This window comes from Pseudomonas sp. S34, assembly GCF_009866745.1.
Taxonomy (GTDB): domain Bacteria; phylum Pseudomonadota; class Gammaproteobacteria; order Pseudomonadales; family Pseudomonadaceae; genus Aquipseudomonas; species Aquipseudomonas jessenii.
Genome location: NZ_CP019398.1, coordinates 536,862 through 551,020, shown reverse-complemented (window position 1 = coordinate 551,020; position 14,159 = coordinate 536,862). Strand labels below are relative to the sequence as shown.

The 14,159-nt window shown below is 61.1% G+C and carries 12 protein-coding genes and 1 riboswitch; of the genes, 1 reads left to right on the top strand and 11 read right to left on the bottom strand.

Annotation, left to right across the window (positions count from 1 at the left end; genetic code table 11):
• Positions 1 to 87: 87 nt before the first annotated feature.
• From PspS34_RS02365 to PspS34_RS02325, 9 genes are all read right to left on the bottom strand, one after another.
• A complete protein-coding gene (locus PspS34_RS02365; RefSeq protein WP_102669292.1) occupies positions 88 to 801 on the bottom strand; it encodes a PqiC family protein in 714 nt (237 codons plus the stop codon).
• Positions 802 to 976: 175 nt separating this feature from the next.
• The gene (gene parC, locus PspS34_RS02360; protein ID WP_057396215.1) at positions 977 to 3,244 is read right to left on the bottom strand and encodes a DNA topoisomerase IV subunit A; all 2,268 of its coding nucleotides are present in this window, start codon (positions 3,242 to 3,244) and stop codon (positions 977 to 979) included.
• A 7-nt stretch (positions 3,245 to 3,251) separates the two neighbouring features.
• Positions 3,252 to 3,776 carry a TIGR02281 family clan AA aspartic protease gene (locus tag PspS34_RS02355; RefSeq protein ID WP_057712259.1) on the bottom strand — a complete coding sequence of 175 codons (525 nt, stop codon included), beginning with the start codon at positions 3,774 to 3,776 and terminating at the stop codon, positions 3,252 to 3,254.
• The gene (locus PspS34_RS02350; RefSeq protein ID WP_154861134.1) at positions 3,773 to 4,762 is read right to left on the bottom strand and encodes an esterase-like activity of phytase family protein; all 990 of its coding nucleotides are present in this window, start codon (positions 4,760 to 4,762) and stop codon (positions 3,773 to 3,775) included. Before PspS34_RS02350 ends, PspS34_RS02355 begins: the two co-directional genes overlap by 4 nt.
• Positions 4,762 to 6,666, bottom strand: coding sequence for a DNA topoisomerase IV subunit B (parE, locus tag PspS34_RS02345; RefSeq protein WP_090452794.1), 1,905 nt, complete (start codon positions 6,664 to 6,666; stop codon positions 4,762 to 4,764). Before parE ends, PspS34_RS02350 begins: the two co-directional genes overlap by 1 nt.
• A 50-nt stretch (positions 6,667 to 6,716) precedes the next feature.
• A complete protein-coding gene (locus PspS34_RS02340) occupies positions 6,717 to 7,325 on the bottom strand; it encodes a YqiA/YcfP family alpha/beta fold hydrolase (protein WP_090452792.1) in 609 nt (202 codons plus the stop codon).
• Positions 7,326 to 7,531: 206 nt separating this feature from the next.
• A complete protein-coding gene (gene cpdA, locus PspS34_RS02335; RefSeq protein WP_057712263.1) occupies positions 7,532 to 8,347 on the bottom strand; it encodes a 3',5'-cyclic-AMP phosphodiesterase in 816 nt (271 codons plus the stop codon).
• Between the two features lie 112 nt (positions 8,348 to 8,459).
• Complete coding sequence (locus PspS34_RS02330) at positions 8,460 to 8,912, bottom strand: DUF1249 domain-containing protein (RefSeq protein ID WP_007977461.1); 453 nt, start codon at positions 8,910 to 8,912, stop codon at positions 8,460 to 8,462.
• Entirely contained in the window at positions 8,903 to 9,520 is a 618-nt protein-coding gene (locus PspS34_RS02325; protein WP_150811903.1) for an NUDIX domain-containing protein, read from the bottom strand. Before PspS34_RS02325 ends, PspS34_RS02330 begins: the two co-directional genes overlap by 10 nt.
• Positions 9,521 to 9,744: 224 nt before the next feature.
• Between PspS34_RS02325 and PspS34_RS02320 the strand changes: the two genes are divergently transcribed.
• Positions 9,745 to 10,491: an RsiV family protein gene (locus tag PspS34_RS02320; protein WP_154861135.1), complete on the top strand. Its 747-nt coding sequence runs from the start codon at positions 9,745 to 9,747 to the stop codon at positions 10,489 to 10,491.
• Here PspS34_RS02320 and cytX read toward each other — a convergent pair.
• A complete protein-coding gene (gene cytX / locus PspS34_RS02315) occupies positions 10,460 to 11,752 on the bottom strand; it encodes a putative hydroxymethylpyrimidine transporter CytX (RefSeq protein ID WP_154861136.1) in 1,293 nt (430 codons plus the stop codon). The two genes, PspS34_RS02320 and cytX, sit on opposite strands and share 32 nt — an antisense overlap.
• Positions 11,753 to 11,919: 167 nt before the next feature.
• Positions 11,920 to 13,809: a phosphomethylpyrimidine synthase ThiC gene (gene thiC, locus PspS34_RS02310; protein WP_008063536.1), complete on the bottom strand. Its 1,890-nt coding sequence runs from the start codon at positions 13,807 to 13,809 to the stop codon at positions 11,920 to 11,922.
• Positions 13,810 to 13,974: 165 nt separating this feature from the next.
• Positions 13,975 to 14,080: riboswitch (TPP riboswitch) on the bottom strand.
• Between the last annotated feature and the right edge of the window lie 79 nt (positions 14,081 to 14,159).

Sequence of the window (14,159 nt, the reverse complement as noted above, 5' to 3'; positions counted from 1 at the left end):
GAGGCCAGAACAGGCGCTAGATATCTCCAACCTGTAAAAACAACAAAGCCCGCATCAATGCGGGCTTTGTATGGATTCAGTCCACACTTAGAAGCGGAACACTTCCATATCCGTACGAATAGGCGCGGCCATCGGGATCTTCGGCTGCTTTTCCTGTTCTACCGCAGGTGCTGCCGCCTTGGCTGCCGGCTTGCGTGGGGCTTCGGCGATCGGCGGCTGATTGGCCAGGGGCTTGAGCGCCACCGACAGTTGTTCGGCCAGGCGTTGCAACAACACACCCTGTGCCTGGACCTGAGCCGCCGTGGTACCGGCATGCTGTTCCTGCAAATGGATGATGCGGTTGTCGCGGACCTGCCCGCGACGGTCGATCAGGCGCCATTGCGCATCGAGGATCGCCGGTTGTTTTTCACCCGAATCCAGGCGCGTGATGGTCAGCAGCACCTGAACGTCCGGGGTGAAGCCCAATGTCGCCGGGGCCAGCACTACGCGCTGACTGTCCAGGCGACCCGCGACCTGGCGCAGCAGTAGCTGATCGATATCCGACGAAAGGCTGCCAGCCCAACGACCGTCGGTCGAGGCTTGCAAGCTGCCATCGGGCTGACGCTGCAACAGGGTTTCGCGTTGCAGGTAGTCGGCCACGGTGACCGGCCCCAACAATACCGCCATGCCCGCGTTCTGTGCGGGCTGAACCGGACTACCAGCGTCCAGTTGATACAACGACACCGGCTGGTGAACGCTGCAACCCGCCAGGCCAAGAACGCCGGCGAGCAAAAGAATAAAAGGAAGGCGCAGAGCAGTCATCGTCCCATCCAGGTGGTCGCTAAAAGGCTGACCACAGTGAAAATACTCAATAAATATGAAGAACGCGCGGCAACGCCGGCGCTTGAAAGGCCATATCATCCGTGAATATGCGTTCCGACTCCAGCGTAAAGCGCCGAACTACGGGTTAATTCGTAGTTCGGCGCTTCTAAGTCGCCTAATTGAGGTTTTCGACGAGCAGCGCGTCTACCCTCTGGAAGCCACGCGGCAACTTGTTGCCACGACGACCACGTTCACCCTTGTAGTGTTCGAGATCGTCCGCTTTCAGTGACAAGGTACGTTTCCCGGCCTGCAACACCAGTGTTGCACCGTCCGGCAATACCGCGATGTCCGTCACATACTCTTCACGACTGGCCACTCGCTCACCGGGAATCCCGATGATCTTGTTGCCTTTGCCTTTACCTAATTGTGGCAGGTCGCTGATTTTGAAGATCAGCAGGCGACCTTCGGTCGTCACCGATGCCAGCCAGTTCTGCTCACGATCGGCCACAGGACGCGGCAGCATGACCTTGGCGTTGTTCGGCAGGCTCAACAGGGCCTTGCCCGCCTTGTTCTTGGCCTGCAGGTCTTCACCCTTGACCACGAAGCCGTAGCCGGCGTCGGAGGCGATCACGTACAGCGCATCGTCTTCCGGCATCAGCACGCACTCGAAACTCGCCCCTGGCGGCGGCGTCAGGCGACCGGTCAGCGGCTCGCCCTGGCCACGGGCCGACGGCAAGGTGTGGGCGGCCACCGAATAACTGCGGCCCGTGGAGTCGATAAACACGGCAAACTGGTTGGAGCGCCCGGCTGCCAGTGCCTTGAAGCCGTCCCCGGCCTTGTAGGAAAGCCCGGTGGCGTCGATTTCGTGGCCTTTGGCGGAGCGAATCCAGCCTTTTTCCGACAACACGACCGTCACTTTCTCGTTCGGCAGCAGGTCGTGCTCGGTCAGGGCCTTGGCTTCGGCGCGCTCGACAATAGGCGACCGGCGGTCATCACCGTAGGTTTCAGCGTCCTTGATCAGTTCGCTGCGCACCAGTTTTTTCAACTTGGCTTCGCTGCTGAGCAGGGCTTGCAGCTTGGCTTGTTCCTTGAGCAGTTCATCCTGCTCGGCACGCAGCTTCATCTCTTCCAGTCGCGCCAACTGACGCAGACGGGTGTCGAGGATGTAGTCGGCCTGGATTTCGCTCAGGGCGAAGCGTTCGATCAGCCTGGCCCGTGGCTGCTCCTCGGTGCGGATGATGTGGATCACTTCATCCAGGTTGAGGTAGGCAATCAACAAACCGTCCAACAGGTGCAGGCGACGCTCGACCTTGTCGAGGCGGAATTGCAGGCGACGACGCACGGTCTGCACCCGGAACTCCAGCCACTCGACCAGCAGCGCCCGCAGGTTTTTCAGCTGCGGCTTGCCGTCCAGGCCGATGATGTTGATGTTGACCCGGTAGCTCGACTCCAGCTCGGTGCTGGCGAACAGGTGCTGCATCAGCGCATCGTGGTCGAAGTTTTTCCGTGCGCCCGGAATGATCACGATCCGGCACGGGTTTTCGTGGTCGGATTCGTCACGCAGGTCGGCAATTTGCGGCGCCTTGGACGGCTTGGCCTGCATCATCGCGGCGATCTGCTCCAGCACCTTGGCGCCCGAGACCTGATGCGGCAGCGCGGTGACGATGATGTCGCCGTCTTCGATGTGATACACGGCGCGCATGCGCACAGAACCGCGACCGGTTTCGTAGATTTTCAGCAGGTCGGCGCGCGGGGTGATGATTTCCGCTTCGGTCGGGTAGTCCGGGCCCTGGATGTGTTCACAGAGCTGTTCGACCGTGGCCTTGGGCTCATCGAGCAAACGCACGCACGCCGTGGCGACTTCCCGCAGGTTGTGCGGCGGCACGTCGGTGGCCATGCCCACGGCGATACCGGTGGTGCCGTTGAGCAGGATGTTCGGCAGGCGGGCCGGCAACACCAGCGGCTCGTCCAGCGTACCGTCGAAGTTCGGGCCCCAATCCGCCGTGCCCTGGCCCAGTTCGCTGAGCAGCACTTCGGAATAACGCGACAGCCGCGCTTCGGTGTAGCGCATGGCGGCGAAGGACTTGGGATCATCCGGCGCACCCCAGTTGCCCTGGCCGTCGACCAGCGTATAGCGATAGCTGAACGGCTGGGCCATCAGCACCATGGCTTCGTAGCAGGCCGAGTCGCCGTGGGGGTGGAATTTACCGAGCACGTCACCGACAGTACGTGCCGACTTCTTGTGCTTGGAATCAGCGTCCAGCCCCAGCTCGCTCATGGCGTAGACGATACGCCGCTGTACCGGTTTCAGGCCGTCGCCGATATGCGGCAGGGCACGGTCCATGATCACGTACATGGAGTAGTTGAGGTAGGCATTTTCGGTGAAGTCAGCCAGTGACCGGCGTTCTACACCGTCCAGGCTGAGATCAAGGGAGTCGCTCATGCGGGCCTCATCGGTTCGTTGTCTGGCGCAGCAGCATGGTGCCACCGCGCTGGGTAAATTCAAGTTTGTTCAGTGCGCTCATGCCGAGCAACACTTGATCGCCATGCAGCCCCGGGGCCACCAGTGCGCGTACATCCCGCAGCACGATGTCGCCCAGCTGCAGCCGCTCGATACGGGTGCGATAGCCCTGGCTCAGGCCATTGGCCGTGCTCAGGGTCACGCCGAATCCTTCTTCCAGCTTCAAACGCTTGGCCAGGTCCGCCGGAATCGACACATCTGTCGCCCCGGTATCGAGCATGAAGTCCACCGGATGGCCGTTGATCTGACCGCTGGCGACAAAATGCCCCTGCGCATTGCTCACCAGTTTCACCTCAATGAAACCCTCGCCCTGCTCCGAGCTGACCACCACGTTCGGATTTTGCTGACGCGCTTCCCACTGGCCGAAAAAACGCGTGGCCAGAAACAACGCGGCACACCAGGCCAGTACCATAAACACCCGGCCGATGCGCTGCCCCGGGCTTCGTTGTCTCATGACTTGGCACTCCAGCCACCTTCCGGTGCAGCAAAACGCCAGACTACCGGACGGACTTCGCCATCGGCGCGAGCACCGTTGTTGTTGTCGATACCGATCCAGGCACCGTCAGCGTCCACTACCAGCGCTTCCGCGAGGCCATAATCCTGTGGATAACGCCGATTTTCCTGCAATGCCTCTTCGGCAAACGACCAGCAACGCTCGACCTTGGCGGTCAGCGCATCTCGGCGGCAGACCTCGAACGCATTGCGCTCCAGGGTAAACAGCTTGCCGTTGAACAATGACAGATCGGCAAAATCCCGAGGCATCGCTCTGGCGTGGGGAAACTGTGCGGGTTGCATTTCATTCCCGGCTTCACTCAGCAGCACGCATCCACCATCGCAGTCCCACACCGATTGCTTGCGCTTGATCAGCAGCAACCCGCGGTTCTCGCGCTCGGCAGCCAACCACAACTGGTCACCTTCAGGATTGATTGCCAAGCCTTCGAACAGTGCATTGAAGCGCAACAACATGCCTCTGGCCCGGGCTTCGCGCGCCATGAGCGGCGAAATCTTCAGCCAGGAAGTCGGCCCGGTTGGCGGTATTTGCAACACCGCTGCATGGGATTCGCTGACCACGTAACGATTGCCGGCGCGGTCACAGGTGATGCCTTCGAAATCCAGATTGCCGCCACGCACGAACGAAGCGGCCCAGGTCCGCGAACGCAATCCCCAGGGCAACCCGCTGTCAGGTACTTCAGGTACGCCGATGCCCACGGCCTGTGCGCGCCAGACGTTGGCCCGGGTATCGAGACGATAGATCTGATCATCGTCACCGTCGGAGACCGTCCACAGCTCCTTGCCGCACTGGGCCAACCCGGACAGGTTGCCGCCGCGCATGCCATCGACGGCATGCTCGGACAACAGACGCAGTTGCGGTGTCGGTTCGCCAGACACCGTCATTGAGGTCAGCAGCAACGCACACGCCAGGGCAAAGCCCAAGCGCATCAGCCCAGCACCTCGGCCAGGTTGCCCTTGGACTCCAGCCAGGTCTTGCGGTCACCGGCACGCTTCTTCGCCAGCAGCATGTCCATCATCTCCGAGGTAGCCTCGAAATCTTCCAGGGTCAACTGCACCAGACGCCGGGTGTTCGGGTCCATGGTGGTCTCGCGCAACTGCGGCGGGTTCATTTCGCCCAGACCCTTGAATCGGGTGACCTGCGGCTTGCCGCGCTTCTTCTCGGCCACCAGGCGATCGAGAATCCCGTCGCGCTCGGCTTCATCGAGGGCGTAGTAGATCTCTTTGCCCAGGTCGATGCGGTACAACGGCGGCATCGCGACGTAAACGTGACCGGCATCGACCAACGGGCGGAAATGCTGGACGAACAAGGCGCACAGCAAGGTCGCGATGTGCAGACCGTCGGAGTCGGCGTCGGCGAGGATGCAAATCTTGCCGTAGCGCAGCTGGCTCATGTCCGCCGCGCCCGGATCGACACCGATGGCCACGGCGATGTTGTGCACTTCCTGGCTGGCCAGCACTTCGCTGCCGTCGACTTCCCAGGTATTGAGGATCTTGCCGCGCAACGGCAGGATCGCCTGGAACTCCTTGTCCCGCGCCTGCTTGGCCGAACCGCCGGCGGAATCACCTTCGACCAGGAACAGCTCGGAACGCATCGGGTCCTGTCCGGCACAGTCGGCCAGTTTGCCCGGCAGCGCCGGGCCTTGGGTAACGCGTTTGCGCTCGACCTTCTTGCTGGCCTTGAGGCGACGGCCGGCGTTGTTGATCGCCAGTTCCGCCAGCAACATGCCGGTTTCCGGGTTGGCATTGAGCCACAGGCTGAACGCATCCTTGACCACACCGGAGACGAACGCCGCCGCTTCACGGGACGACAGGCGCTCCTTGGTCTGCCCGGAGAATTGCGGTTCCTGCATCTTCATCGACAGAACAAAGGCGATGCGTTCCCAGACGTCTTCCGGTGCCAGCTTCACACCACGCGGCAGCAGGCTGCGGAATTCGCAGAACTCGCGCATGGCGTCGAGCAGGCCCTGACGCAGACCGTTGACATGGGTACCGCCCTGGGCCGTCGGGATCAGGTTGACGTAGCTTTCCTGCACCGCATCGCCGCCTTCCGGCAGCCACAGCAGCGCCCAATCCACGGCTTCCTTGTTACCGGCAAAAGCGCCGCAGAACGGTTCGTTCGGCAGGCGCTCGAATTCGCTGACCGCATCCACCAGATAGGAACGCAGGCCGTCTTCGTAATGCCATTCGACTTTCTCGCCGGTGGCCTTGTCTTCAAAACTGACCAGCAAGCCCGGGCACAGAACGGCCTTGGCCTTGAGCACGTGCTTGAGGCGGCTGATGGAGAATTTTGGTGAGTCGAAGTATTTCGGGTCCGGCGCAAAGAACACGCTGGTCCCGGTATTGCGCTTGCCGACAGTACCGACGACTTCAAGCTCGGTGGCCTTGTAGCCATCCTTGAAGGTCATCTGGTATTCGTTGCCGTCACGTTTTACACGCACCCGCACTTCGGTGGACAAGGCGTTGACCACGGAAATACCCACCCCGTGCAAGCCGCCGGAGAACTGGTAGTTCTTGTTGGAAAACTTGCCACCGGCATGCAGCTTGGTGAGGATCAACTCGACGCCCGAAACACCTTCCTCGGGGTGAATGTCCACCGGCATGCCTCGGCCGTCATCGCTGACCTCCAGGGAATGGTCGGCATGCAGGATCACCTGCACCGATGTGGCATGCCCGGCCAAGGCTTCGTCGACACTGTTGTCGATGACTTCCTGGGCAAGGTGGTTCGGCCGACTGGTGTCGGTGTACATGCCGGGGCGTTTGCGCACCGGGTCGAGGCCCGAGAGGACTTCGATGGCGTCTGCGTTATAAGAGCTAGCGCTGGGAGTGGCCATGGGGTCTCGTCGTCAGTGTTCGGTGAAAAAAGAATTCATGGGGCTATCGCTCACAGTGCGGTGAAATCGATTGCCTGATACAAATCGGCGCCAATGCCGGCAAAACTCAACATGGCCGGCAATTGCCCGGCAAAACCCTGGAAACTGTGGTCGCCGCCGGCCTGGATACGCAAGGCGCATGCCCGGTAATACTGCTGGGCGAGGCGATAGTCCAGCGTTTCGTCAGCCGTCTGCAACCATACCTGATAACGCTGTGGATCCTGGGGCGCCGGCACTTCCAGTTCGGCCAGGGCCACCACGTGGTCGTGGGTCATTTCCCAGGTCTCTTCGGTATACAGGTTTTTCTGCGTCCCCAGAAAGCCGTCGAACATCCGGTGCGGGCTGACGGCAGGGTTGATCAACAGGGCTTTCAAGCCATGGCGCTCGGCAAGGTGAGTGGCATAGTAGCCGCCGAGCGAGCTGCCGACCAGCAGTGGCCGCCCCAGCTCGGCAATCGCCTGCTCCAGCTGCTCGATAGCCTGGCGCGGGTGATGGTGCAATGCCGGAACACGCAGGTGTTCGCTCAGGCCCAGACGCTCCATCACCTCGACCAACTGACAGGCCTTCTTCGACAACGGCGAGCTGTTGAAGCCGTGGATATAAAGGATCGAACCGGACATTTGAGCTCCCTGTGCGTCGGCTAAAGAGGCGGAGTTTACAGGGACTCGGGGAATCGGGGATATCCACAGAATCCACGGTGTCTGTGTAGACGCCTTCGCGAGCAAGCCCGCTCCCACACTGGACCTGCGTCGGTCACAAGCTCCCCCTGTGGGAGCGGGCTTGCTCGCGAAGGGCGCGACTAGGTTTTCCAGAAAAAATGAAAAAATCAGTAGCCGTTGGAACCGTAATCCACAGTGAAATCAAACCCGGTAACCCGCTCCACCCCGGTTTCCAGCCGCCCGTCGGGCAGCAGTCGCAACCAGCGATAGCCCGGCGCCTGTTCCCCGACCTTGAAATCTTCGCTGCCCGGCTCGAACTGGATGCAGGTAGAGGGCGAGGCGATCAAACGTACGCCGTTGCGCATCCGGTCGATTTCCTGGTGCACATGCCCCCACAACACCGCACGTACCTGCTCGAAGCGATCCAGCACGGCGAACAGCGCCTCGGGATTGCGCAAGCCGATCGGTTCCATCCATGCACAACCGATGGACACCGGGTGATGGTGGAAGCACACCAGATGATGGCGCTCCGGCGCTTCGCTCAACGAGCGGGCGAGCAACTGCAGCTGTTCATCCTGCAAATAACCCGGCACCGAGCCTGGCACCGCCGAATCGAGCAACGTGACCCGCCAGTTGCCGATATCCACCACCGGTTCGAGCAAAGCGCTCTGCACCGCCGCCTCGGCCATGATCTGCGGCTCATCGTGATTGCCGGGAATCCAGCGCGCCGGCGCATCGAGCTGACGCGTCATGTCGCGAAACTGTTGGTAGGACTCCAGCGTCCCGTCCTGGGACAGATCACCCGTGGCCAGGATCAAGTCAATCCGCGGCTGTTGCGCGCGCACCAGTTCGATGACCTTTTGCAGGCTGTCGCGGGTGTTCATGCCCAGCAACGCGCGGTCCGCTTCGGCAAACAGGTGACTGTCGGAGAGTTGCACCAGCAACGCCGGATCGGCGGTGGTCAATGTGGATACGCTCGGCAAGGCGTTCTCCCAGGGCGTGATCACGGGGATGGGTAAGTGCCGCAATTATGCTGGGGGATGACCGAAAGGGGAAACTGTTGAACCTGACACAGTTCACAACTGCGTTGCTCGTTTAACGGACAACTTCGTACTCATGCCCCAGCGCCAGGCAATGGCTCAGCCACTCGCCCAGAAACATGTTCAGCTGGGCCTTTTCGTCCGGCTGGTGCATCGAGGCGTTCGGGTAAGGATAGATGCCGCGAAAGCGTCGTGCATGTTCGGCGCTGACCACTTCGGCCATGCGCGCGTCGTGATAGACCTGCACTTCCAGTTGCGGCACCGGCAGCCAGGGCAGGCTGTGTTCCTGACGCACTTGCAGGGTCGTGGTGTAGGGGCAGGTCAGCAGGACTTCCAGGGCCAGCACACCGAGCATCTGGTCGCCATGGGTCACGGCGATGCGCCGCGCGGCGGGCTCGCTGCGCATGTCCGGCAGCAGTCGCATCAAGCGCGCGTAGTTCGCCTCGCAGGACGCTTGCAGCCCCACCAGGTCCACCCGATAGCGATCGCGCAGCTTGTTTACGACCATAACCCCCTCACTTCAACGCGGTTCAAAGCCAGCCATTGCAAGGCAATGATGCTCGCCGCGTTGGCAATACGCCCGTCGCGCACGGCTTGCAGGGCATCGTCGAAAGCCCAGACCGTGACGCGGATGTCTTCTGCCTCTTCCTCCAGCCCATGCAGGCCGCCAACCCCGGTAGTGTCGCAACGCCCCAGGTACAGATGCACGAATTCGTTGCTGCCGCCCGGCGATGGAAAGTATTTGGTCATCGGCCAGAGCGCCCCGATTTCAAGCCCAGCTTCCTCCTGCGCTTCGCGGTGAGCAACTGCTTCCGGCACTTCATCCTTGTCGATCAGACCAGCGACCAGTTCGATCAGCCACGGGTTGTCGGTCTTGCCCATGGCGCCGACGCGAAACTGCTCGATCAGCACCACTTCATCGCGTTGTGGATCGTAAGGCAGCATGCATACCGCGTCATGGCGAACGAACACTTCACGATTGATCTCGCGACTCATGCCCCCGGCGAACAATTCGTGGCGCAAGTGCACGCGTTCGAGTTTGTAGAAGCCCTCGTAGCACTTTTCGCGCCGCACGATATCAACGGCGGTCGGAATGGCGTTGGCAAAATCCGTCATGACTATCCTCTTTTACTGCAAATCCTGTTCGAGGCTGCTTTTTTCCTGGGCCTCGACTTCGCGCCATCCTAACGCGCCCGTGACGTTTGATGCAGCCCCTTTCCCGTCAGCGGGATGGACGGTGAGGGCGAAACCCACTCTAATTAGCTTAGTGGCGAACTGACTGCTTTGTTGAGAGTCGAAGCCGGTAACTTTTTGCCTTCCCTGTTTCAGAAAGGACGCTCATGTCGCTTTTCAAAATCGCCTCCGTGGCCGCTATCGCCCTGACCCTGGGCGCTTGCGCGAGCCTGTTCCAGCCCAACTACCGGACGCCGCTGGAAACCACCCGCGACGCCTCCGAGCAACTCAAGCCCGGTTGCAGCAACCCGGATTGCCCGCTGGTCAACATCGACACCCTGCACTTCCCGGACGAGCCTGCACTGGACGGCATCATCGAAAAGCGCCTGCTGCAAATGACCCGCACCTCGCCCGACGCGCCGATCGCCCCGACCCTGGCGGCCTATCGCGAAGAGTTTTTGCGCACCGCCGGACCGCGCTTCAGCAGCTATCTGCAGGCAAAGGTACGTGAGCAGCATGACGGCTTGGTGATCGTCGAATTGTCCAGCTACCTGGACACCGGCGGTGCCCATGGCACCCCAGGTCGAGGGTTCATCAACTATTCACGCCAACAGCATAAAGTGCTGACGCTGTCGGACATGCTGGTGCCTGGGCAGGAAGACGCGTTCTGGAAAGCCGCGCAAGTGGCACACAACAGCTGGTTGATCAGCACCAAGCTCGATCAGGAACCGGAGTTCGTGAAGAGCTGGCCGTTCCAGAAAACCCGGAACGTGGCGCTGACCTACGGCGGGGTAATCCTCAAATACGAAACCAGCACCATCGCGCCTTACGCGCTGGGCCATGTCGAACTGAAGATCCCCTACCCTCGCCTGAACGGCATCATCAAGCCCGAGCTGTTTCCCGGCCGTAACTGAAGGCCCGACCCAGCACTAGCTGGAGCAACCCTGCCACTACCAGTGCCGGCAGGGTTGCGCCGACATCCGGATACAGGTTGGCCAGCAAGTGATAGGTGCTGACCCCGCCCAGCCAGGCGAGCAGCGCCGGCCAGCGCAACGCGGCTGACGCCACCTGGCCACTGCGTTTGCGCAGGATGAAGTGATCCACCAGCACTACGCCGAACAACGGCGCAAACACCGAACCGATCAGCAGCAGGAAGTTCTGGTACTGGGCCAACGGCGCCAGCAGGGCAATCAGCGTGCAGATAACGCCGATGGCCAACGCCAGGTGCTCGACTTTGGCGCGCAACAGAATCCCGCTGGACACCGCCGCCGAGTGAATATCGGCAAAGGCGTTTTCCGATTCATCCAGCAGAATCAACAACAGCGGAATCCCCAGGCCGGCGCCGGCCAGCGCCAGCAGCAAGGCATTGACTTCACCGCTCGGCGCGAACGCCAGGGTGTAGGCCACGCCCAGGCTCATCAGCCAAAAATTGCCGATGAAGAAACCGATGGCGGTGCCGCCGAAGACGTTTTTCGCCCGTTTGCCGAAGCGCGAGTAGTCGGCGATCAGCGGCAACCACGAGAGCGGCATGGCAATGGCGATGTCGAAACCCACGGCGAACGGCATCGAACCGTCACCGGCCTGGGCCCACAATGCGGCCAGGTCAGCCTTGGCGAACAGGTTCCAGGTCAGCCAGACACACGCGGCCAGCAGCAGCCAGATGCCCCATTTGCGCAGGATCTGGCGCACGAAAGTCAGCGGACCGCTGACCGCGAGCAAGGTCGCCAGTGCGCCGAAGAACAGCGTCCACAGCACGGGATTGGACAGCAGGCTACCTTCGTTGAAGGCCTTCGCGCCCAGCAGGCTGGCAGCATCGCGCATGACGATGATTTCGAACGAACCCCAGCCGATCAATTGCAGCAGGTTCAGTACCGCCGGCAGGCTTGCGCCTTTGGCGCCGAGGCTGAGTTTGAGTGCGGCCATCGACGACAGGCCGGTGTCGCTACCGATCACGCCGACCGCCGCCAGCAGCAGAACGCCGACCAGGGTGCCAAGAAAAATTGCCAGCAACGAACCGGACAGGCCAAGGCCCGGCGCGAGCAATGCACCAGTCTGCAGGACCATCAGGCCGATACCGAGGGAGAACCACAGGGAAAACAGATCGCGGCCGCCGAATACACGCTTGTCGGTCGGCACCGCGATATCGGGGGAGTAAGTGCTGGGTTGAATGCTCAAGGGTGTTATCTCAGAGGAATATGTTTTGTCATTGAGAGTTTCGCTGTCTGATCTGGCGCTTTCGCGAGCAAGCCCGCTCCCACATTGGTCCTGCGTACACAGGTCGAATGTGGGAGCGGGCTTGCTCGCGAAGGCGGCGCCACAGGCACCGCCAATCCAGGATCAGATCAAACTTTCTGATACAGCTGACTGCCTTCCTGCTTGAAGCGCTCGGCCTGTTCGGCCATGCCTTGGGCGACGTCCACGTCGACCGCTTCGATCCGCTGGTTGGCCGCATACTCGCGGACTTCCTGGGTGATCTTCATCGAGCAGAATTTTGGCCCGCACATGGAGCAGAAGTGCGCCACCTTGGCCGAATCCTTCGGCAGGGTTTCATCGTGATACGAACGCGCGGTGTCCGGATCGAGCCCCAGGTTGAACTGGTCTTCCCAACGGAATTCAAAACGCGCCTTGCTCAAGGCATTGTCGCGGATCTGTGCGCCCGGATGCCCCTTCGCCAGATCGGCGGCATGCGCGGCGATCTTGTAGGTGATGATCCCGGTCTTCACGTCATCCTTGTTCGGCAGGCCCAGGTGCTCCTTCGGCGTCACGTAGCAGAGCATCGCGCAACCAAACCAGCCGATCATCGCCGCACCGATACCGGAGGTGATGTGGTCGTAGCCTGGCGCGATGTCGGTAGTCAGCGGGCCAAGGGTGTAGAACGGCGCCTCGTCGCAGCATTCGAGCTGCTTGTCCATGTTCTCTTTGATCAACTGCATCGGCACGTGGCCCGGGCCTTCGATCATGCACTGCACGTCGTGTTTCCAGGCAATCTTGGTCAGCTCGCCGAGGGTCTCCAGTTCGCCGAACTGCGCTTCGTCGTTAGCGTCGGCAATCGAGCCCGGACGCAGGCCATCGCCCAGCGAGAAGCTGACGTCGTAGGCCTTCATGATTTCGCAGATGTCTTCGAAATGGGTGTAGAGGAAGTTCTCTTTGTGGTGCGCCAGGCACCACTTGGCCATGATCGAACCGCCACGGGAGACGATGCCGGTCACGCGCTTGGCGGTCATCGGCACGTAGCGCAATAGCACGCCGGCGTGGATGGTGAAGTAGTCGACGCCCTGCTCGGCCTGCTCGATCAGCGTGTCGCGGAACAGCTCCCAGGTCAGGTCTTCGGCCACACCGCCGACTTTTTCCAGGGCCTGGTAGATCGGCACCGTACCGATCGGCACCGGCGAGTTACGGATGATCCACTCGCGGGTTTCGTGGATGTGCTTGCCCGTGGACAGGTCCATGACCGTGTCCGAACCCCAGCGAATGCCCCAGGTCAGTTTCGCCACTTCTTCTTCGATGGACGAACCCAGTGCACTGTTGCCGATGTTGCCGTTGATCTTCACCAGGAAGTTACGGCCGATGATCATCGGTTCCAGTTCGGTGTGGTTGATGTTGGCCGGAATGATCGCGCGGCCACGGGCGATTTCGTCACGGACGAATTCCGGGGTGATGATTTTCGGCACACTGGCGCCGAAGCTGTGGCCGGCGTGTTGCTGGTCCAGCAGGCCGGCGGCGCGGGCCACTTCCAGCTTCATGTTTTCGCGGATGGCGACGTATTCCATCTCGGCGGTGATGATGCCTTTGCGCGCGTAGTGCATCTGGCTGACGTTGGCGCCAGGCTTGGCGCGGCGCGGGTTGTTGACGTGGGCGAAGCGCAGCTTGGTCAGCTCCGGATCGGCAAGTCGCTCCTGGCCAAAATTCGAACTCAGGCCGCTCAGGCGCTCGGTGTCGCCACGGGATTCGATCCACGGCGAACGCACATCGGCCAGGCCTTTGCGCACATCGATGATCACATTGGGGTCGGTGTACGGGCCCGAGGTGTCATACACCACCACCGGTGCGTTGACCTCGCCACCGAAGTCGGTCGGCGTCACGTCCAGGCTGATTTCGCGCATCGGCACGAGGATGTCCGGGCGAGTGCCCTGAACATAGATTTTTTGCGAGCGGGTAAACGGCTGAACCGATTGCTGATCGACCTTGGCCGAATCACTCAGGTTGGTGGCGATTTTTGCTTTTGTAGTCATCACGGGCTCTCCAGACACACATCCAGGCAGTGGATTTTTGTCGGAGCGAACCTGTAAACGAATGGACGCACGGGCGCTGGGAAAACCAGCTGTGCTGTGCTCAGTGCTCGAGGGGTGTTCGATTGTCGAACAACATCCCGGACGAAGCACAAGAGGACTCGCCGGGTGACGAGAAATCTTGTTCCCTACGCAGGCGCTAACCTGATCAGGTTCAACGGGATCCGAAATTATTCGATCTCAGCCTCAAAGCAAGGCACCCCGACAAGAACCCGGCCAGTCTAGACACAACTGGCAAAGAACGCCAACCCCACGGCAAACACCATGATGAATGGCGTAATTACACGCAGTAT

Excerpts from the sequence above, each read along its gene's own strand:
- parE (WP_090452794.1), bottom strand. The coding sequence starts at position 6,666 with ATGGCCACTCCCAGCGCTAGCTCTTATAACGCAGACGCCATCGAAGTC.
- PspS34_RS02350 (WP_154861134.1), bottom strand. The coding sequence starts at position 4,762 with ATGCGCTTGGGCTTTGCCCTGGCGTGTGCGTTGCTGCTGACCTCAATG.
- PspS34_RS02355 (WP_057712259.1), bottom strand. The coding sequence starts at position 3,776 with ATGAGACAACGAAGCCCGGGGCAGCGCATCGGCCGGGTGTTTATGGTA.
- PspS34_RS02340 (WP_090452792.1), bottom strand. The coding sequence starts at position 7,325 with ATGTCCGGTTCGATCCTTTATATCCACGGCTTCAACAGCTCGCCGTTG.
- PspS34_RS02325 (WP_150811903.1), bottom strand. The coding sequence starts at position 9,520 with ATGACGGATTTTGCCAACGCCATTCCGACCGCCGTTGATATCGTGCGG.
- PspS34_RS02330 (WP_007977461.1), bottom strand. The coding sequence starts at position 8,912 with ATGGTCGTAAACAAGCTGCGCGATCGCTATCGGGTGGACCTGGTGGGG.
- PspS34_RS02320 (WP_154861135.1), top strand. The coding sequence starts at position 9,745 with ATGTCGCTTTTCAAAATCGCCTCCGTGGCCGCTATCGCCCTGACCCTG.
- parC (WP_057396215.1), bottom strand. The coding sequence starts at position 3,244 with ATGAGCGACTCCCTTGATCTCAGCCTGGACGGTGTAGAACGCCGGTCA.
- thiC (WP_008063536.1), bottom strand. The coding sequence starts at position 13,809 with ATGACTACAAAAGCAAAAATCGCCACCAACCTGAGTGATTCGGCCAAG.
- PspS34_RS02365 (WP_102669292.1), bottom strand. The coding sequence starts at position 801 with ATGACTGCTCTGCGCCTTCCTTTTATTCTTTTGCTCGCCGGCGTTCTT.